We start from the raw sequence: 16,843 nt of genomic DNA on the forward strand, positions 1-16,843 counted from the left end.
AAATCAGCCGCTGAATGCCTCTTTACTTCATGTAAACTGCGCGTCATCACCTGATTTCAACCTGCCCGGCCGGCAGGGACTGGTAGGAGGGCAGCGCAAGCTGCCCTTTTCGCATGGATACTCCCTGGCAAAATGACTCGCCCTAACACTTACTGGTTGTTCGTTGTCCTCATCCTGCTGCTGGCTGGCCTGCAGTATCGACTGTGGGTGGGCGACGGCAGCCTGGCGCAAGTCCAGGACCTGCAACGGCAGATCGCCGAGCAGCAAGGCGAGAATGAGCGCCTGCTGGAGCGCAACCGTATCCTTGAAGCGGAAGTGATGGAGCTGAAAAAGGGTATGGAGACCGTAGAAGAGCGTGCCCGTCACGAACTGGGCATGGTCAAGGAAGGCGAAACCCTCTACCAGATTGCCGAATGAACCAGGCCGATACTCCTTTCTTCTGGGCGGTGATTCCCGCCGCCGGTGTCGGTGCCCGCATGCGTGCCGACCGGCCCAAGCAATACCTCGAACTTGCCGGGCGCACCATTCTCGAGCACAGCCTCGATTGTTTCCTCGATCACCCTCAGCTCAAGGGGCTGGTCATCAGCCTTTCGGTGGATGATCCCTACTGGCCGGCGCTGCTGTGCGCAAGTGACGAGCGCATCATCCGCGCGGACGGCGGCAAGGAGCGTGCGGACTCGGTGCTCAGCGCCCTGTTGCGACTGGCCGAAAACGGTGCCCGTGCTCACGACTGGGTGCTGGTGCATGATGCGGCGCGGCCGAACCTGTCGCGTTTCGACCTCGATCTGCTGCTGGCCGAGTTGGCCGATGATCCGGTGGGTGGCTTGCTCGCCGTCCCGGCACGGGACACCTTGAAGCGCGCCAGCGCGGACGGCCGGGTAGCGGAAACCGTCGATCGCAGCCTGATCTGGCAGGCCTATACGCCGCAGATGTTTCGCTTCGGCGCGCTGCATCGCGCGTTGGCTGATGCCCTGGTAGCCGGCGTCGCCATCACCGACGAAGCCTCCGCCATGGAGTGGGCCGGTAATGCGCCCAAGCTGGTGGAAGGCCGCGCCGACAACCTCAAGATCACTCGCCCCGAAGACCTCGACTGGCTACGTCAGCGCTGGTCGACGCGCGGCTGATCCAGCGCGTACTCAGGCCGTTCGGCCAACCCTTCTTTCAGCAGATCCACCAGTTGCCGCACCTTGGGCGAGAGGTGACGTTGCTGTGGATAAAGTGCCCACACTGCCGTGTTTGGCGGTCGATGTTGTTCCAGCAGAGACACCAATGCGCCGCTGCGCAGGTGCTCCAGCACGTAGTAATCAGGTAGTTGGCAAAGGCCGAAACCGCGCAAGGCTGCATCCAGCACTGCTTGGCCGCTGTTGCAGCGCCAATTGCCCTGGACGCGTATGGCGTGTTCGCGCCCCTGCTGCAGAAAGTCCCAATGGTCGGCACTACCAACCAGACAATTGTGCCGGGCCAGTTCCGAGAGGCTGTGGGGGCGACCATAGCGTTCAAGATAGGAAGGCGCCGCGCACAAGTACATGACCCGCGGTGCCAGACGTGTGGCAACCAGCCGCGAATCCTGCAAGCGGCCCAGGCGTATCGCCAGGTCGAGGCCTTCATGCACCAGGTCCAGGGTACGGTTGCTGAGCTCGATATCCACCCGCAGTTGTGGGTGGCGCGCCATGAATTCGTTGACCAGCGGCACGATGAAACGCTCGCCATAGGCCACCGCGCAGGTCAGGCGGAGCAAGCCCTTGGGTTCGCTGGTCAGATCGCTCACCGCGCGCAGGGCTTCCTCGCGCGCATCCATCAGGCGTTGGCAATGTTGCAGGAAGGTTTGTCCGGCCTCAGTGAGGGCGACCTTGCGGGTGCTTCGATAGAACAACCGCGTCTGTAGGCGTTCTTCCAGGCGAGCGATCTGTCGGCTGACATGGGACGACGAGATGCCCAGGCGCTCGGCAGCAGCAGTGAACTGGCCTGACTCTGCGACCGCAACGAACTCGTCCAGGCCTTCCCACCGACTCATTGATTATCCCTCAATTGCAATAATGTTTTGCTTTGTGGCTGATTATTTACCATTGGCAGCTCAACTACACTCATTGGCCATTTCAATCAGGTGGAGAATGACCATGATCAAGTCCCGTGCCGCTGTGGCGTTCGCGCCCAACCAGCCGTTGCAAATCGTCGAAGTCGACGTGGCACCGCCCAAGGCCGGCGAAGTCCTGGTGCGGATCGTGGCCACCGGTGTTTGCCACACCGATGCCTACACGCTGTCCGGCGCTGATTCCGAAGGTGTGTTCCCCTGCATCCTTGGCCATGAAGGGGGCGGCATCGTAGAAGCCGTGGGCGAGGGCGTCACTTCGCTGGCTGTGGGTGACCATGTGATTCCGCTGTATACGGCCGAATGCCGTGAGTGCAAGTTCTGCAAATCCGGCAAGACCAACCTGTGCCAGAAGGTACGCGCCACCCAGGGCAAAGGCCTGATGCCGGATGGCACCAGCCGCTTCAGCTACAACGGCCAACCGATTTATCACTACATGGGCTGCTCCACTTTCTCCGAGTACACCGTGCTACCGGAAATCTCCCTGGCGAAGATTCCGAAGGAAGCGCCGCTGGAGAAGGTCTGCCTGTTGGGCTGCGGTGTGACCACGGGTATCGGCGCCGTGCTCAACACCGCCAAGGTGGAAGAGGGCGCCACCGTGGCAATCTTCGGTCTGGGCGGCATCGGTCTGGCCGCGATCATCGGCGCCAAGATGGCCAAGGCCTCGCGCATCATCGCCGTCGACATCAATCCGGAGAAGTTCGACGTGGCCCGTGAACTGGGTGCCACCGACTTCGTCAATCCGAAGGACCACGCCAAGCCGATCCAGGACGTCATCGTCGAAATGACCGACGGCGGTGTGGATTACAGCTTCGAGTGCGTCGGCAACGTCAACCTGATGCGCGCGGCGCTCGAGTGCTGCCACAAAGGGTGGGGCGAGTCCGTCATCATCGGCGTGGCGCCGGCCGGTGCGGAAATCAGTACCCGTCCGTTCCAGCTGGTAACCGGTCGCGTGTGGCGCGGTTCGGCCTTTGGCGGCGTGAAGGGCCGTACCGAACTGCCGAGCTATGTGGACAAGGCGCAGAAGGGCGAAATCCCGCTGGATACCTTTATCACCCACACCATGGGGCTGGACGACATCAACGAGGCCTTTGACCTGATGCACGAAGGCAAGAGCATCCGTTCGGTCGTCCACTACTAATCAGACGGGCAGCCCGAGGCAGGCAAGGCTTCCCGCCTCGGGCTACCTGCTTCGACGGAGATCGCTCCATGACCCTTGAGATCGTTTCCAGCAACAAGAGCTTCGGTGGGTGGCACAAGCGCTATCGTCACCGCTCTACCAGCCTGAACTGCGACATGGTGTTCGCCGTCTACCTGCCGCCCCAGGCGGAGCAGGGTGGAAAGTTGCCCGTGCTCTACTGGCTGTCGGGACTGACCTGCACCGATGAGAACTTCATGCAGAAGGCCGGCGCGCAGCGCCTGGCCTCGGAGCTGGGACTGATCATCGTTGCGCCGGACACCAGCCCGCGTGGCGCGGATGTACCCGCTGACCCGGACAACGCCTGGGATTTTGGCCTGGGCGCTGGCTTCTATCTGAATGCCACCCAGGAGCCCTATGCGCGCCACTACCGCATGCATGACTACGTGGTGCACGAGTTGCCGGCGCTGATCGAGGCCAACTTCCCGGTCTCCGAGAAGCGCGGGATCAGCGGCCATTCCATGGGCGGTCACGGCGCGCTGGTCTGCGCCCTGCGAAACCCGGGGCGCTATCAGTCGCTGTCGGCATTCGCGCCTATCAGTAACCCCATGGCCTGCCCCTGGGGTGAGAAGGCCTTCGGCCGCTATCTGGGCGAGGACCGTGCCCGTTGGCGTGAATGGGACGCCAGTGTGCTGTTGGCCGAGGCGTCTGAACGTTTGCCGATTCTGGTGGACCAGGGTGATCGCGACGACTTCCTCGCCAATCAGCTAAAGCCTGAGGCCCTGCAAGCGGCGGCCAAGGCGGCGGGGCACCCACTGACCTTGCGCCTGCAGCCGGGTTACGACCACAGCTACTACTTCATCGCCAGCTTCATTGGCGATCACCTGCGGCACCATGCCGAGGCGTTGAAAGCCTAAGCACAACCAAAGCAGGTAGAATCACGCCCTGACTTTTCAGGGCGTTCTTCCTTATGCGAATTGGCCACGGCTACGACGTACATCGCTTCGGTGAAGGTGACTTCATCACCTTGGGCGGCGTGCGCATCCCCCACAAGTTCGGGCTCGTCGCCCATTCCGACGGCGATGTGCTGCTTCACGCGCTTTGCGATGCCTTGCTTGGCGCTGCGGCGCTGGGGGACATCGGCAAGCATTTCCCGGACACCGATCCACAGTTCAAGGGCGCCGACAGCCGCGCGCTATTGCGTCACGTGCTGACGCTGGTGAAGGCCAAGGGTTGGAAGGTTGGGAACGTCGACGGAACCATTGTTGCTCAGGCACCTAAGATGGCTCCCCATATCGAGGCCATGTGCGCCAATATCTCCGCCGACCTGGGGGTCGAGCTGGATCAGGTCAACGTCAAGGCCACTACTACTGAGAAGCTGGGCTTTACCGGTCGCGAGGAGGGCATTGCCGTGCATGCGGTGGCCCTGTTGCTGCCAGCATGACCGAACTCGAACTGCTGGGCCCGCGCGCCCATGGCGAACCTTTGGGACAGGCACAGCTGAAGGCCGTGGCTGAAGATTTTCAGGTCGATGAAGTGCTGGACATCCCGCTGGAGGGTGCAGGCGAGCATCTCTGGCTCTGGGTGGAAAAGCGCGAGCTGAACACCGAGGAAGCAGCCCGGCGCATTGCACGTGCTGCTGGCGTACCGCTGAAAGTGGTTAGCTACGCCGGACTAAAGGATCGGCAGGCATTGACCCGGCAGTGGTTCAGCCTGCACCTGCCAGGCAAGGCCGATCCCGACCTGACTGCTGCCGAGAATGCCAACCTGCGCGTCCTCAAGATTGTGCGCCACAAGCGCAAGCTGCAGCGCGGCGCCCATTCGGCGAACGGTTTCACCCTTCGTTTGACTCGTCTGGTGGCGGATCGTGAGGCGATCGACGCGCGACTGAAGTGCCTGGCGGAGTTTGGTGTGCCCAACTATTTCGGCCTGCAGCGTTTCGGGCATGGTGGTGGCAACGTGGTCGACGCTCGCGCCTTCGCCGAGCGCAAGGAACTGCCGGTACAGCGTAACCTTCGTTCGCGGCTGCTCTCGGCCGGACGTAGCTACCTGTTCAACCGGGTGCTGGCCGAGCGCGTCGCCGCGGGTACCTGGAACCAGGCGCAGGTAGGTGACTTGTTGGCCTTCACCGACAGCCGCAGTTTCTTCCTGGCAGGCGAGGCTGAATGCAGCGACCCGCGCTTGGCGCAACTCGATCTGCACCCGACCGGTCCGCAATGGGGAGAAGGACCATCGCCCGCCCAGGGACGGCCGCAAACGCTGGAGACAGCAGTAGCCGCGACTGAGCCGGCACTTTGCCACTGGTTGGCGGAAGCGCGAATGGCGCACGAACGGCGCATCCTCCGCCTCCCCATCGGCGGCCTGACGTGGCATTATCCCGAGCCTGACGTTCTGCAACTGGAATTCGTCCTGCCGGCTGGATGCTTCGCCACCGCAGTGGTGCGTGAGCTCGTCGATCTGCTGCCGGCGGGGCAGATGGAAAACCCATGCGCATTCTGATTTCCAACGACGACGGGGTGAATGCCCCGGGTCTCGCCGCTCTACATGGCACGCTCAAGGATTACGCCGACTGCGTGGTCATTGCGCCAGACCAGGACAAGAGTGGTGCCAGCAGCTCCCTGACGCTGGACCGCCCGCTTCACCCCAGCACGCTGGATAACGGTTTCATCAGTCTCAATGGCACGCCGACCGACTGCGTCCACCTTGGGCTCAACGGTATGCTCGAGCATTTGCCAGACATGGTGGTGTCGGGCATCAACCTCGGAGCCAATCTCGGGGATGACGTGCTCTATTCCGGTACCGTGGCCGCCGCCCTGGAAGGGCGCTTCCTCGGGCTGCCGGCGTTCGCCTTCTCACTGTTGTCGCGTCAGGCGGACAACCTGCCTGCTGCCGCGCATATCGCCCGTCGACTGGTGGCTGCCCATGACCGACTCGACCTACCGCCGCGCACCGTGCTCAACGTAAATATCCCCAATCTGCCGCTAGAGCGTATCCGCGGTATCCAGCTGACCCGGCTGGGCCATCGCGCGCGGGCAGCAGCGCCCGTGAAGGTGGTCAATCCCCGGGGTAAGGAGGGATACTGGATCTCCGCAGCCGGCGACGCTGAAGATGGTGGGCCAGGGACGGATTTCCATGCGGTGATGCAAGGTTATGTGTCCATCACGCCCCTGCAACTCGATCGGACTTTCAACGAGGCTTTCCAGAGCCTCGATAGCTGGTTGGAGGGCCTGCTCTAATGCCCCGGGAACAGGACGACCTGATGCGGCGCGGGATCGGCATGACTTCCCAGCGCACCCGTGAGCGCCTTATCCAGCGTCTGTACGAGGAAGGGCTGTCCAACGCCCGCGTCCTCGAGACCATTCGCCGGACACCGCGTCACCTGTTCGTCGATGAGGCCTTGGCCCATCGCGCCTACGAAGACACCGCGCTGCCGATTGGGCACAACCAGACCATCTCGCAGCCCTACATGGTTGCGCGGATGACCGAACTTCTGCTGGCTGCCGGCCCGCTGGACAAGGTGCTGGAGATCGGCACTGGTTCGGGTTATCAGACTGCGATACTTGCGCAGTTGGTTGAGCGGGTGTTTTCTGTCGAGCGCATCCAGGTACTGCAGGATAAAGCCAAGGAACGCCTCGCAGTGCTCAACCTGCGCAACGTGGTGTTCCGCTGGGGCGACGGTTGGGAAGGCTGGCCAGCGCTGGCACCCTACAATGGCATTATCGTGACTGCTGCCGCGGCGGACGTCCCGCAGGCGTTGCTCGATCAACTGGCGCCGGGCGGACGTCTGGTGATTCCGGTAGGCGCTGGCGACGTCCAGCAACTGATGCTGATCATTCGTGAAGAACAGGGCTTCACCCGTCATGTGCTCGATGCGGTGCGCTTCGTACCGCTGCTCAGTGGACCCCTGGCCTGAGCCCGCTGTTGGGGGAACCTGCGTCGCAGGTAACTTTCTGATGCATCGCCAAGCTGCCCTCCTGCTGTACTTTGTGCGGCAGGCGGCTGGCTCGTCCGGATATTTCCGGCACAATAATTAAAACCTAGGAACGTTGGGAAAGGGGACAAGAGTGAGCCTGATGGCCATTCGGCAGTGGATTCGCGTGGGGAATGGGCTCATCTGGTTGCCCGCTTTTGCCGTTGGCGTCTTGCTCGCCGGCTGTACCAGCACCCAGAAGAGCAGCGTCGGGGTGGTCGACCGCAACCACTCGGGGGCGAACTCTGCCGTGCAGCGGCAACCCGTTACCAGTGGCCAGTACCGCGTCCAGCGCGGTGACACCCTCTATTCCATCGCTTTTCGCTTCGGTTGGGATTGGAAAGCCCTGGCCGCGCGCAATGGGATTCCCACTCCGTACGTGATACGTCCTGGGCAGATCATCCGATTCGATGGCCAGCCGGGTCAGACCCGTCCAACTGCAGTTGCCACGGCACCTGTGGTGACCAATCCTAGGACCGGAAGCAGCGCTTCCGGCCGCCCGTCCGTGCCGACCCAGCAACCGGCTGTCCGCCCGCAGTCACAGCCTCAGAAAACCGTGGCAACTGCGCCGGCATCTGCGCCGAACGCCTCTATTTCGCGCTCTGCAGCCGGCTGGGTGTGGCCGGCGAGTGGCCCTCTGATTGGGCGTTTTTCGTCAAACGGCAGTTTGAATAAAGGGATTGATATCGCTGGGGAATTAGGCCAGCCTGTCTTGGCTGCGTCAGATGGATCTGTTGTTTATGCCGGAAGTGGATTACGGGGCTACGGCGAATTGGTCATCATCAAACACAGCGATACCTACGTAAGCGCCTATGGTCATAACCGTAGGCTGCTGGTGCGGGAGGGACAGCAGGTCAAGGTCGGGCAGACAATTGCCGAGATGGGCTCAACGGGGACTGACCGGGTGAAGCTTCATTTTGAGATTCGCCGTCAAGGTAAACCTGTAGACCCGCTGCAATACCTGCCTCGTCGTTGATCCGTTTTTCAGCCCGTTCCACCACGTGGTAAGGACGGGCTCGGGCGGCGCCAGGGATATAAGGCATCGCCAGGGCTTGTTGTCGAACTCAGCAAGGGACAACAACAATGGCACTCAATAAAGAAGCGCCGGAGTTTGACGTCGATGACGAGCTGCTCCTCCTGGAGCCGGGCGTTATTTTGGATGATACGTTGAGCGAGGAGAACGACGCGCCTCTGCCCACCGCGAAATCCCGGCATTCAACCTCACCCAAGCAACACAAGTACATCGACTACACCCGCGCGCTAGACGCGACTCAGCTGTACCTCAACGAAATCGGTTTTTCCCCTCTGCTAACCCCGGAAGAAGAAGTGCACTTTGCGCGCCTGGCGCAGCGCGGAGATCCTGCCGGGCGCAAGCGCATGATCGAAAGCAATCTCCGCCTTGTGGTGAAGATCGCGCGACGCTATGTCAATCGTGGTCTTTCGCTGCTGGACCTGATCGAAGAGGGCAACCTTGGTTTGATCCGGGCAGTGGAAAAGTTCGATCCCGAACGGGGATTCCGCTTCTCTACCTATGCGACCTGGTGGATCCGTCAGACCATTGAACGGGCCATCATGAACCAGACCCGAACGATCCGCCTGCCGATCCATGTGGTCAAGGAACTCAACGTTTACCTGCGTGCAGCTCGCGAGCTGACCCACAAGCTGGATCACGAGCCGTCGCCGGAAGAGATCGCCAACCTGCTGGAAAAACCGGTCGATGAGGTCAAGCGCATGCTCGGTCTCAACGAGCGGGTGACTTCGGTGGATGTGTCCCTCGGGCCGGATTCGGACAAGACCCTGCTGGATACCCTCACCGACGACCGCCCCACTGACCCCTGCGAACTGCTACAGGACGATGACCTTTCGCAGAGCATCGACCAGTGGTTGTCCGAGCTGACCGACAAGCAACGCGAAGTGGTAGTGCGTCGCTTTGGCCTTCGGGGCCATGAAAGCTGTACGCTTGAGGAGGTGGGTCAGGAGATAGGCCTGACCCGTGAGCGGGTACGGCAGATTCAGGTCGAAGCGCTGAAGCGTCTTCGGGAAATCCTGGAAAAGAACGGCTTGTCCAGTGATGCGCTGTTCCAGTAATGAGTTAGCGATTCGAAAGAGCCCGGCTTAAGCCGGGCTTTTTTATGTCCTGCTGTTGGGAACCCCGGCCGCTTGTTTCCCTTTTGGGAGGAGGGGGCGGCCGCCTCGGCGGGAATCACAAAGGTCCTCTTTTATGCATTGCTGTGTAAGTCATTGCTTACACGCTGTGTACGTAATCAGAGGAAGCTCCTGCTCGTGAATGGTGGGATATGTGCTGAGTTGAAGTACAAGATATTGAAATATAAGGTTTTTATTGTTTTCTCTGACCGCCCTTCCACTCTTCTAAGCACCGGAACAGCAACTTGCTCGGTACTCCCGGATCGCTAATATCACTCTTGCGTACAGGATGTATGCAGGTTGATAAGGACATCGACCAAGGACATCGCCGGATGCGATTCATCAGGATGATGAGCAAGGAATACAGGGAATAGGGACAAAAGAGTGGGCGGGTATCCCCCGCCCCTTTTTTTGTCCTCAGGAAAGCAAAAGGCCCGCAGATGCGGGCCTTTTGCGTTGGGGCACCGAAGTGGATCAGCGCTCCAGATGTTCCAGCTTGCCTTTGACGCCATCCCACTCTTCGGCGTCGGAGAGGGCGTCCTTCTTCTCGGTGATATTTGGCCAGACCTCGGCCAGATCACGGTTCAGCTCGATGAACTCCTGCATATCCTCAGGCACTTCATCCTCGGAGAAGATGGCTTGCGCCGGGCATTCAGGCTCGCAAAGTGCGCAGTCGATGCACTCGTCCGGGTGAATGACCAGGAAGTTCGGGCCTTCGTAGAAGCAGTCCACCGGACAGACTTCCACACAGTCGGTGTATTTGCATTTGATGCAGTTGTCGGTGACGACGAAGGTCATTTCTATTCTTCTCCTCAAGCGGCGGCTCGGAAGCCTTCTGTATCAGGCTTCTCGGCTCGGGAACTCACGGCGCCGGGCAGGCTGATTCCCGGGTGCATTCCAGAGCGCGCGGGATTCTAGCAGCTTGTGCGGTTCAGGGGTTAGATGCGTGACTTCAATGTATATAACAGCTCCAGCGCCTGGCGGGGTGTCAGATCATCCGGCTTTATCTTCGCCAATTCGTCCAGCACCGGGTGAGGCAGACTGGCGAAGAGGTCACTCTGCATGGGGGCGCCCGGTTGGCCGGGGCTCTGGCGCGGGGTTTCATGGGGCAGGCTGGTAGTTTCCAGTCGCGCCAGATGTTCGCGAGCACGCTGGATCACGTCGCCAGGTACTCCCGCCAGTTGTGCCACCGCCAAGCCATAGCTCTGGCTTGCCGGACCGGGCAGGACGTGGTGCAGGAAGACGATGCGCTCGTTGTGCTCGGTGGCGTTCAGGTGGACGTTGGCCACTACCGACTCGCTTTCCGGCAGTACGGTCAGTTCGAAATAGTGGGTGGCAAACAGCGTGAAGGCGCGCAGGCGGGCCAGGTGTTCAGCCGCCGCCCAGGCCAACGACAGGCCGTCGAAGGTGCTGGTGCCGCGGCCGACTTCGTCCATCAGCACCAGGCTGCTGGCGCTGGCGTTGTGCAGAATGTTAGCGGTTTCGCTCATCTCCACCATGAAGGTGGATCGGCCGCCAGCCAAGTCGTCGCTGGAACCGATACGAGTGAAGATACGGTCCACCAGCGATAGTTCGCAGCTGGCCGCGGGCACGAAGCAGCCGATATGGGCGAGCAGGACGATCAGGGCTGTCTGGCGCATGTAGGTTGACTTACCGCCCATGTTCGGGCCGGTGATGATCAGCATGCGGGTGGCATCGTCCAAGTCCAGGTCGTTTGCTACGAAGGGTGTATCCAGCACCTGTTCCACCACTGGGTGGCGGCCCTCGCTGATGCGTATGCAAGGTTCTTCGACGAAGCGTGGGCGGTTCAGGTTGAGGTTCAGTGCGCGCTCGGAGAAGTTGCTCAGCACGTCCAACTCGGCGAGGGCGCCGGCCGTATCCTGCAGCGGTGCCAGTTGCTCGATCAGCAGTTCCAGCAGTTCGTCGTAGAGCATCTTTTCCCGTGCCAGGGCTCGGCTCTTGGCTGACAGCGCCTTGTCTTCGAAGGCCTTCAGCTCCGGGGTGATGAAGCGCTCGGCGCCCTTCAGCGTCTGGCGGCGGATATAGTCCGCCGGGGCCTGCTCGGCCTGCACGCGTGGCAACTCGATGTAGTAGCCGTGGATGCGGTTGTAGCCGACCTTCAGGTTAGGCAGGCCGGTGCGGGCCTTTTCCCGAGCTTCCAGGTCCATCAGGTACTGGCCGGCGTTTTCGCTCAGTGCCTGCAGTTCGTCCAGCTCGGCGTCGTAGCCGGTCTTGATCACGCCGCCGTCGCGAATGACCGCTGGCGGATTGTCGATGATGGCGCGGGCCAGTAGGTCGGCCAGTTCCGGATAGGTACGGATGCTGCCGGCCAGGTCCTGCAGGTGTGGCGCTTCCAGTTCGGTCATGGCGCCTTGCAGTTGTGGCAGGGCGGCCAGGGCATCGCGCAGGCGCGCGAGGTCACGAGGGCGCGCATTGCGCAGGCCGATGCGAGCGAGGATGCGCTCGACGTCGCCAATTTCCTTCAGCTGCGGTTGCAGGTTTTCGAAGCGATAGCGATCCAGCAGACAATCGATGGCGTCCTGACGGGCCTCCAACACGCCGCGGTCGCGCAACGGGCGGTTCAGCCAGCGGCTCAGGAGGCGGCTGCCCATGGCGGTCTGGCAGCGGTCGATCACCGATTGCAGGGTATTGTCGCGGCCACCGGAAAGGTTGACGTCCAACTCCAGGTTTCGGCGGCTGGCGGCATCGAGGATCACGGTATCGTCGATGCGCTCATGGCGCAGGCTGCGCAAGTGGGGCAGGGCAGTGCGCTGGGTTTCCTTGGCATAGGCCAGCAGGCAGCCGGCGGAGCCGATTGCCAGGGTCAGGGTTTCGCAGCCGAAGCCTTTGAGGTCTTGAACGCCGAACTGCTGGCAGAGGCTCTTTTTCGCTGAGTCGCGGTCGAAATCCCAAGGCGCCCGACGGCGGACCCCACGACGTTTTTCGGCCGGGAGCCCCTGGGGCCAGTCGTCCGGGATCAGCAGTTCGGCGGGATTGAGGCGTTCCAGTTCAGCCAGGAGGTTCTCCCAGCCCTTGATTTCCTGAACGCTGAAACGGCCGCTGGTGATATCCAGCACCGCCACGCCGAAAAGGCGTTCATCGCCCACTACGGCAGTCAGCAGGTTGTCGCGGCGTTCGTCCAGCAGCGCTTCGTCACTGATGGTGCCAGGGGTGATGATGCGGACAACCTGGCGCTCCACTGGTCCTTTGCTGGTGGCCGGATCGCCGATCTGCTCGCAGATCACCACGGATTCACCAAGCTTGACCAGCTTGGCCAGATAGCCCTCCACCGAGTGGAAGGGAATGCCCGCCATGGGGATGGACTTGCCGGCCGATTGGCCGCGCGCGGTCAGGGTGATGTCGAGAAGCTTGGCGGCCTTCTTGGCGTCCTCGTAGAAGATCTCGTAGAAGTCGCCCATGCGATAGAACATCAGCTGGTTCGGGTGCTGGTTTTTCAGCTTCCAGTACTGCTGCATCATCGGGGTGTGTTCGCTGAGATCGCTCTGACTCATGGGCTGGCCTTGCGTGCAAAAGGCGCTAGTGTACGGTATCCCGCTGGCCCGCTTTAACCCTGGAGTGCACATGTCCGTTACCGAAGATGAGCTGACCGAGCTGGCAGCCCGATTGGGCCAGGAATTGAAGAGGCGCAATGAGCGGGTGAGCACTGCGGAATCCTGTACTGGCGGTGGTATCGCCGAAGCGATTACCCGCATTCCCGGCAGTTCGGCCTGGTTTGAGGCAGGTTTTGTCACTTACTCGAATGACCAGAAGAGCGCGCAATTGGCAGTGCCGGCCGAGTTGTTCCCGCAGGTGGGGGCGGTCAGTCGTGAAGTGGTCGAGGCTATGGTGCGTGGAGCCCAGCAGCGCAGCGGCGCGCGTTTCGCTGTCGCCGTCAGTGGGATTGCAGGGCCTGATGGTGGCTCGTCGGAGAAGCCGGTGGGTACTGTTTGGCTCGCTTGGGGAAATGGAAGCGCAGTGGAGGCCGTACGCCGCCAGTTCCCGGGGGATCGTCTGGCGGTACGCCGGCAGACGGTCGTGGAGGCTCTCCAGGGATTGATCCGACTAGCTGCAGGAGAAAAAGCCACCCAGGGGTAGGCGAGCGACTTGCCCTATGGAATAATACTGTCTACTTATACAGTTGTTGGTGGCCGCCAGGCCCTCTTGATTTTAGTGAGGACTTCAATGGACGAGAACAAGAAGCGCGCCTTGGCTGCTGCCCTGGGCCAGATCGAGAAGCAGTTCGGCAAGGGCGCGGTCATGCGCATGGGCGACCACGATCGCCAGGCCATTCCGGCCATTTCCACCGGCTCCCTGGGCCTGGACATCGCGCTTGGCATCGGTGGTCTGCCGAAAGGCCGTATCGTCGAAATCTACGGTCCTGAATCCTCCGGTAAGACCACGCTGACCCTCTCTGTCATCGCCGAAGCCCAGAAAATGGGTGCCACCTGCGCCTTCGTCGACGCCGAACACGCACTGGACCCTGACTACGCCGGCAAACTCGGTGTGAATGTAGACGACCTGCTGGTTTCCCAACCGGATACCGGCGAACAGGCCCTGGAAATCACCGACATGCTGGTGCGCTCCAACGCGGTTGACGTGATTATCGTCGACTCCGTGGCGGCTCTGGTTCCGAAGGCTGAGATCGAAGGTGAGATGGGCGACTCCCACGTCGGCCTGCAAGCTCGCCTGATGTCCCAGGCCCTGCGCAAGATCACCGGCAACATCAAGAACGCCAACTGCCTGGTCATCTTCATCAACCAGATTCGTATGAAGATCGGCGTAATGTTCGGCAACCCCGAAACCACAACCGGTGGTAACGCCCTGAAGTTCTACGCCTCTGTGCGCCTCGATATCCGCCGTACCGGCGCGGTGAAAGAGGGCGAGGAAGTGGTGGGCAGCGAAACCCGCGTCAAGGTTGTGAAGAACAAGGTGGCCCCGCCTTTCCGTCAGGCCGAGTTCCAGATCATGTACGGCAAGGGCATCTACCGTACCGGCGAAATCATCGATTTGGGCGTGCAGCAGGGCCTGGTAGAAAAATCCGGTGCCTGGTACAGCTACCAGGGCAACAAGATTGGTCAGGGCAAGGCTAATGCCGCCAAGTATCTGGAAGACAATCCGGAAGTCAGCAACGCCATCGAGAAAATCATTCGCGAGAAACTGCTGGTCAACTCTACGGCCAGTAACAAAGCGAACGCTTCGGTCGATGACTTGGCTGACGTAGACCTCTGATCCTCCCATGCCCGTTGTTCTCGACAGCCCCGCCGCGGTGCGGCGGGCCGCCATGGACCTGTTGGCGCAGCGCGAACACGGGCGAGTCGAGCTGACGCGCAAGTTGCGTCAGCGCGGCGCCCCTCCCGAGTTGATCGACAGTGCCCTCGACCGTTTGACGGAAGAGGGTCTGCTCTCCGAATCCCGCTACCTCGAAAGCTTCATCGCCAGCCGCGCCCGTGGCGGCTATGGGCCGCAGCGTATTCGCGAAGAACTGGCCCATCGCGGCCTTCCCCGTGGTGATATTGACCAGGCCTTGCGCGAGGCCGATATCGACTGGAGCGAACAGCTTCATGATGTCTGGTGTCGCAAGTTCAATCGGCTGCCCGTGGACGCCCGCGAGCGAGCCCAGCAGGGGCGTTTTCTCGCCTATCGGGGTTATTCCATGGAGATGATCAGCCGTCTGCTGCGCGGCAACTCTGACGACTGAGTTCCCACATCACAGCCTTGAGCCATGCACGTATGCGCATGGCTGATTGCAGAATGGGGGCGTCCGCGTAACGGTTCAGGCCTTGCGGGTCCAGTGTTGCGGAAGATTGATGAAGTCGATGAGCTCCCGCAGGCGGCCATGGTCACGGCCGTTGAAGCGGAATGCCAGGCGGATCAGTTCGTTGAGCTCCGGCTCGTCCGTCTCTGAATCCGAATTGGTCTGCTGGTTGAAGTCGCCTTCCAGGCAGAGGTCAGTGAACTGCTCCTGAATCTGACCCAGTGCCTTTTCGTTGAGGGAGTGATTCATGCGAATTACGAAGCAGTTCTTCAGCCAACGGCTGGAGTGGTAGTTGCTGTAGAACTGTGCGATCTCCGCCGCTGCCTCTTCAGCGCTGCGCACCAGGCGCATCAGATTCATGTCGCTGGGCAGAATGTAGCGGTTACGTTCGAGTTGCTCGTGGAGAAAACCAACAGCGTCTTCCCAGTAGCTGCCATCCGGTTCGTCCAGCAGAACAACTGGTACCACCGGGCTCTTGCCGGTCTGGATCAGGGTCAGCACCTCGAGTGCCTCATCCAGGGTGCCGAAGCCACCCGGGCACAGCACCAGCGCATCGGCTTCCTTGACGAAGAAGAGCTTCCGCACGAAGAAGAAGTGAAACGAAAGTAGATGCTCGGTGCCGCCCACAGTGGTGTTGGCATGTTGCTCGAAGGGCAAGGTGATGTTCAGGCCGAGGCTATTTTCCAGGCCCGCGCCGTCGTGGGCTGCGGCCATGATGCCGCCGCCGGCGCCAGTGATCACCATCAGGTCGCGCTTGGCCAGTTCGGCACCCAACTGTCGGGCCAGGGTGTAGATCGGATGGCCCTGGGGGGTGCGCGCTGAGCCAAACACGGTGACTTTGCGACGCCGCTTGAATTGTTCCAGGGCGCTGAAGGCGTGCTCCATCTCGCGCAGGGTTTGCAGCATGATCTTGGCGTCCCAGCGATTGCGGTCGGCTTGGGCCATGCGCACCACGGTAATCAGCATCTCGCGGTAGAGCGCGAGGTTGGGGCTGCCGCAGGGGACGGTGAGGTTGATCAGCTCATCGACCTTCTGCGTCAGGTCGATCCCGCTGGTTTGGAAGTGCCGGGAGAGGTAATCGTCCGGATCATAGGGCATAGCAATCTCCTTGCTCATCAACTTCTCGGAGCTGCTCTGCTGGATGGGCCGGAAACCGGGCGACCTAGTCGAGCCGCTCAACTACAGCTTGCGGCAGGCGCAGGATCTTTTCCAGTTCGCCGCCACCGGAATGCGCAAAGCAACGTATCCGGCGCATGTCGAAATGAGAGAGGTCCTTGGCTCGGCGGGCGGAAGGGGGCGGCACACCCCGGAGAATCTCGCCGCAGTCGCGATCAGTTGGTCTTGGCCTTGAGGCCACAATCCCGGGCAGTGAAGCGTTCGGTGGTTACCGGGCGATTGGTCTTGTACTCGCTGAACTCGTAGCGCAGGCCGGCACCGCGCGCCAGCAGTTGGCGGTAGCCGGTGTTGCGACAGACGCTGGCAGCCAACTGGGCACGCACCGCATCAGGGTTGGAGCGCATCTGGGCGGCATGGGCTTCGCGTACGCTGAGGTGATTCACCAGCTCGTTTCCTTCCACCGTGTAGCCCTGGTCGAGGATGTCCTCGTTGATTGCGCGGGGCGTGCCGGCGCTGCTCTCCTTGGCGACTTTCTCGAGCATGTTGCTCAGCTCGTAGTCCTTGAGCGATGTGGCTTCGGCAAAGAAAGGCAAGGTCGCGCAGAGGGCGATGGCGGTGAGGCGCAGCATG

Annotated in this window: 19 protein-coding genes; 14 read left to right on the plus strand and 5 right to left on the minus strand. The window is 61.4% G+C overall.

Features of this window, described 5'->3' with window-relative positions:
- Window positions 1-132: 132 nt before the first annotated feature.
- Window positions 133-417, plus strand: coding sequence for a cell division protein FtsB (gene ftsB / locus E8F20_RS24490; protein ID WP_151136325.1), 285 nt, complete (start codon window positions 133-135; stop codon window positions 415-417).
- A complete protein-coding gene (gene ispD, locus E8F20_RS24495; protein ID WP_280286071.1) occupies window positions 414-1,124 on the plus strand; it encodes a 2-C-methyl-D-erythritol 4-phosphate cytidylyltransferase in 711 nt (236 codons plus the stop codon). Before ftsB ends, ispD begins: the two co-directional genes overlap by 4 nt.
- Here the strand turns inward: ispD and E8F20_RS24500 are convergent.
- Complete coding sequence (locus E8F20_RS24500) at window positions 1,100-2,014, minus strand: LysR substrate-binding domain-containing protein (RefSeq protein WP_280286072.1); 915 nt, start codon at window positions 2,012-2,014, stop codon at window positions 1,100-1,102. The genes ispD and E8F20_RS24500 overlap by 25 nt on opposite strands.
- 103 nt (window positions 2,015-2,117) lie before the next feature.
- Between E8F20_RS24500 and E8F20_RS24505 the strand changes: the two genes are divergently transcribed.
- The 8 genes from E8F20_RS24505 (at window position 2,118) to rpoS (ending at window position 9,285) form a co-directional block, all read left to right on the plus strand.
- A complete protein-coding gene (locus tag E8F20_RS24505; protein WP_280286073.1) occupies window positions 2,118-3,230 on the plus strand; it encodes an S-(hydroxymethyl)glutathione dehydrogenase/class III alcohol dehydrogenase in 1,113 nt (370 codons plus the stop codon).
- A gap of 68 nt (window positions 3,231-3,298) precedes the next feature.
- Complete coding sequence (gene fghA, locus E8F20_RS24510) at window positions 3,299-4,144, plus strand: S-formylglutathione hydrolase (protein WP_280286074.1); 846 nt, start codon at window positions 3,299-3,301, stop codon at window positions 4,142-4,144.
- 53 nt (window positions 4,145-4,197) lie between these two features.
- Window positions 4,198-4,671, plus strand: coding sequence for a 2-C-methyl-D-erythritol 2,4-cyclodiphosphate synthase (ispF, locus tag E8F20_RS24515; RefSeq protein ID WP_280286075.1), 474 nt, complete (start codon window positions 4,198-4,200; stop codon window positions 4,669-4,671).
- Window positions 4,668-5,726, plus strand: a complete 1,059-nt coding sequence (gene truD, locus E8F20_RS24520) for a tRNA pseudouridine(13) synthase TruD (protein WP_280286076.1) — start codon at window positions 4,668-4,670, stop codon at window positions 5,724-5,726. Before ispF ends, truD begins: the two co-directional genes overlap by 4 nt.
- The gene (surE, locus tag E8F20_RS24525; RefSeq protein ID WP_028627470.1) at window positions 5,714-6,463 is read left to right on the plus strand and encodes a 5'/3'-nucleotidase SurE; all 750 of its coding nucleotides are present in this window, start codon (window positions 5,714-5,716) and stop codon (window positions 6,461-6,463) included. The genes truD and surE overlap by 13 nt, the downstream gene beginning before the upstream one ends.
- 41 nt (window positions 6,464-6,504) lie before the next feature.
- Window positions 6,505-7,140, plus strand: a complete 636-nt coding sequence (locus E8F20_RS24530) for a protein-L-isoaspartate(D-aspartate) O-methyltransferase (RefSeq protein ID WP_171016522.1) — start codon at window positions 6,505-6,507, stop codon at window positions 7,138-7,140.
- Window positions 7,141-7,300: 160 nt separating this feature from the next.
- Window positions 7,301-8,173 (plus strand): peptidoglycan DD-metalloendopeptidase family protein, encoded by an 873-nt coding sequence (locus tag E8F20_RS24535; RefSeq protein WP_280286184.1) that lies wholly within the window; start codon window positions 7,301-7,303, stop codon window positions 8,171-8,173.
- A 107-nt stretch (window positions 8,174-8,280) separates the two neighbouring features.
- Window positions 8,281-9,285: an RNA polymerase sigma factor RpoS gene (gene rpoS, locus E8F20_RS24540; RefSeq protein ID WP_280286077.1), complete on the plus strand. Its 1,005-nt coding sequence runs from the start codon at window positions 8,281-8,283 to the stop codon at window positions 9,283-9,285.
- A gap of 531 nt (window positions 9,286-9,816) precedes the next feature.
- Here the strand turns inward: rpoS and fdxA are convergent.
- Window positions 9,817-10,140 carry a ferredoxin FdxA gene (gene fdxA / locus E8F20_RS24545; protein WP_028627474.1) on the minus strand — a complete coding sequence of 108 codons (324 nt, stop codon included), beginning with the start codon at window positions 10,138-10,140 and terminating at the stop codon, window positions 9,817-9,819.
- Window positions 10,141-10,280: 140 nt separating this feature from the next.
- Window positions 10,281-12,854 (minus strand): DNA mismatch repair protein MutS, encoded by a 2,574-nt coding sequence (gene mutS / locus E8F20_RS24550; protein WP_280286078.1) that lies wholly within the window; start codon window positions 12,852-12,854, stop codon window positions 10,281-10,283.
- Between the two features lie 70 nt (window positions 12,855-12,924).
- Here mutS and E8F20_RS24555 point away from each other — a divergent pair, with 70 nt between their 5' ends.
- The 3 genes from E8F20_RS24555 to recX all read left to right on the plus strand — a co-directional run bounded on the left by E8F20_RS24555 (window position 12,925) and on the right by recX (window position 15,040).
- Window positions 12,925-13,437, plus strand: coding sequence for a CinA family protein (locus tag E8F20_RS24555; RefSeq protein WP_280286079.1), 513 nt, complete (start codon window positions 12,925-12,927; stop codon window positions 13,435-13,437).
- An 87-nt stretch (window positions 13,438-13,524) separates the two neighbouring features.
- The gene (gene recA, locus E8F20_RS24560; RefSeq protein ID WP_028627524.1) at window positions 13,525-14,571 is read left to right on the plus strand and encodes a recombinase RecA; all 1,047 of its coding nucleotides are present in this window, start codon (window positions 13,525-13,527) and stop codon (window positions 14,569-14,571) included.
- A 7-nt stretch (window positions 14,572-14,578) separates the two neighbouring features.
- Complete coding sequence (gene recX / locus E8F20_RS24565) at window positions 14,579-15,040, plus strand: recombination regulator RecX (protein ID WP_280286080.1); 462 nt, start codon at window positions 14,579-14,581, stop codon at window positions 15,038-15,040.
- A gap of 75 nt (window positions 15,041-15,115) precedes the next feature.
- Here recX and E8F20_RS24570 read toward each other — a convergent pair whose 3' ends face one another.
- Entirely contained in the window at window positions 15,116-16,195 is a 1,080-nt protein-coding gene (locus E8F20_RS24570) for an LOG family protein (protein WP_280286081.1), read from the minus strand.
- 10 nt (window positions 16,196-16,205) lie between these two features.
- Between E8F20_RS24570 and E8F20_RS24575 the strand changes: the two genes are divergently transcribed.
- The gene (locus E8F20_RS24575; RefSeq protein ID WP_280286082.1) at window positions 16,206-16,448 is read left to right on the plus strand and encodes a hypothetical protein; all 243 of its coding nucleotides are present in this window, start codon (window positions 16,206-16,208) and stop codon (window positions 16,446-16,448) included.
- Here the strand turns inward: E8F20_RS24575 and E8F20_RS24580 are convergent.
- Complete coding sequence (locus tag E8F20_RS24580; RefSeq protein WP_280286083.1) at window positions 16,429-16,842, minus strand: quorum-sensing-regulated virulence factor family protein; 414 nt, start codon at window positions 16,840-16,842, stop codon at window positions 16,429-16,431. The two genes, E8F20_RS24575 and E8F20_RS24580, sit on opposite strands and share 20 nt — an antisense overlap.
- Window position 16,843 lies beyond the last annotated feature (1 nt).

Origin of the sequence: Pseudomonas sp. BN415, assembly GCF_029871195.1 — a bacterium.
GTDB classification, from domain to species: Bacteria; Pseudomonadota; Gammaproteobacteria; order Pseudomonadales; family Pseudomonadaceae; genus Metapseudomonas; species Metapseudomonas resinovorans.

Excerpts from the sequence above, each read along its gene's own strand:
- ispF (WP_280286075.1), top strand. The coding sequence starts at position 4,198 with ATGCGAATTGGCCACGGCTACGACGTACATCGCTTCGGTGAAGGTGAC.
- E8F20_RS24530 (WP_171016522.1), top strand. The coding sequence starts at position 6,505 with ATGACTTCCCAGCGCACCCGTGAGCGCCTTATCCAGCGTCTGTACGAG.
- E8F20_RS24505 (WP_280286073.1), top strand. The coding sequence starts at position 2,118 with ATGATCAAGTCCCGTGCCGCTGTGGCGTTCGCGCCCAACCAGCCGTTG.
- ispD (WP_280286071.1), top strand. The coding sequence starts at position 414 with ATGAACCAGGCCGATACTCCTTTCTTCTGGGCGGTGATTCCCGCCGCC.
- fghA (WP_280286074.1), top strand. The coding sequence starts at position 3,299 with ATGACCCTTGAGATCGTTTCCAGCAACAAGAGCTTCGGTGGGTGGCAC.
- E8F20_RS24555 (WP_280286079.1), top strand. The coding sequence starts at position 12,925 with ATGTCCGTTACCGAAGATGAGCTGACCGAGCTGGCAGCCCGATTGGGC.
- E8F20_RS24535 (WP_280286184.1), top strand. The coding sequence starts at position 7,301 with ATGGCCATTCGGCAGTGGATTCGCGTGGGGAATGGGCTCATCTGGTTG.
- recA (WP_028627524.1), top strand. The coding sequence starts at position 13,525 with ATGGACGAGAACAAGAAGCGCGCCTTGGCTGCTGCCCTGGGCCAGATC.
- truD (WP_280286076.1), top strand. The coding sequence starts at position 4,668 with ATGACCGAACTCGAACTGCTGGGCCCGCGCGCCCATGGCGAACCTTTG.
- surE (WP_028627470.1), top strand. The coding sequence starts at position 5,714 with ATGCGCATTCTGATTTCCAACGACGACGGGGTGAATGCCCCGGGTCTC.
- E8F20_RS24570 (WP_280286081.1), bottom strand. The coding sequence starts at position 16,195 with ATGCCCTATGATCCGGACGATTACCTCTCCCGGCACTTCCAAACCAGC.
- E8F20_RS24500 (WP_280286072.1), bottom strand. The coding sequence starts at position 2,014 with ATGAGTCGGTGGGAAGGCCTGGACGAGTTCGTTGCGGTCGCAGAGTCA.
- ftsB (WP_151136325.1), top strand. The coding sequence starts at position 133 with ATGACTCGCCCTAACACTTACTGGTTGTTCGTTGTCCTCATCCTGCTG.
- rpoS (WP_280286077.1), top strand. The coding sequence starts at position 8,281 with ATGGCACTCAATAAAGAAGCGCCGGAGTTTGACGTCGATGACGAGCTG.
- fdxA (WP_028627474.1), bottom strand. The coding sequence starts at position 10,140 with ATGACCTTCGTCGTCACCGACAACTGCATCAAATGCAAATACACCGAC.
- E8F20_RS24580 (WP_280286083.1), bottom strand. The coding sequence starts at position 16,842 with ATGCTGCGCCTCACCGCCATCGCCCTCTGCGCGACCTTGCCTTTCTTT.
- recX (WP_280286080.1), top strand. The coding sequence starts at position 14,579 with ATGCCCGTTGTTCTCGACAGCCCCGCCGCGGTGCGGCGGGCCGCCATG.
- mutS (WP_280286078.1), bottom strand. The coding sequence starts at position 12,854 with ATGAGTCAGAGCGATCTCAGCGAACACACCCCGATGATGCAGCAGTAC.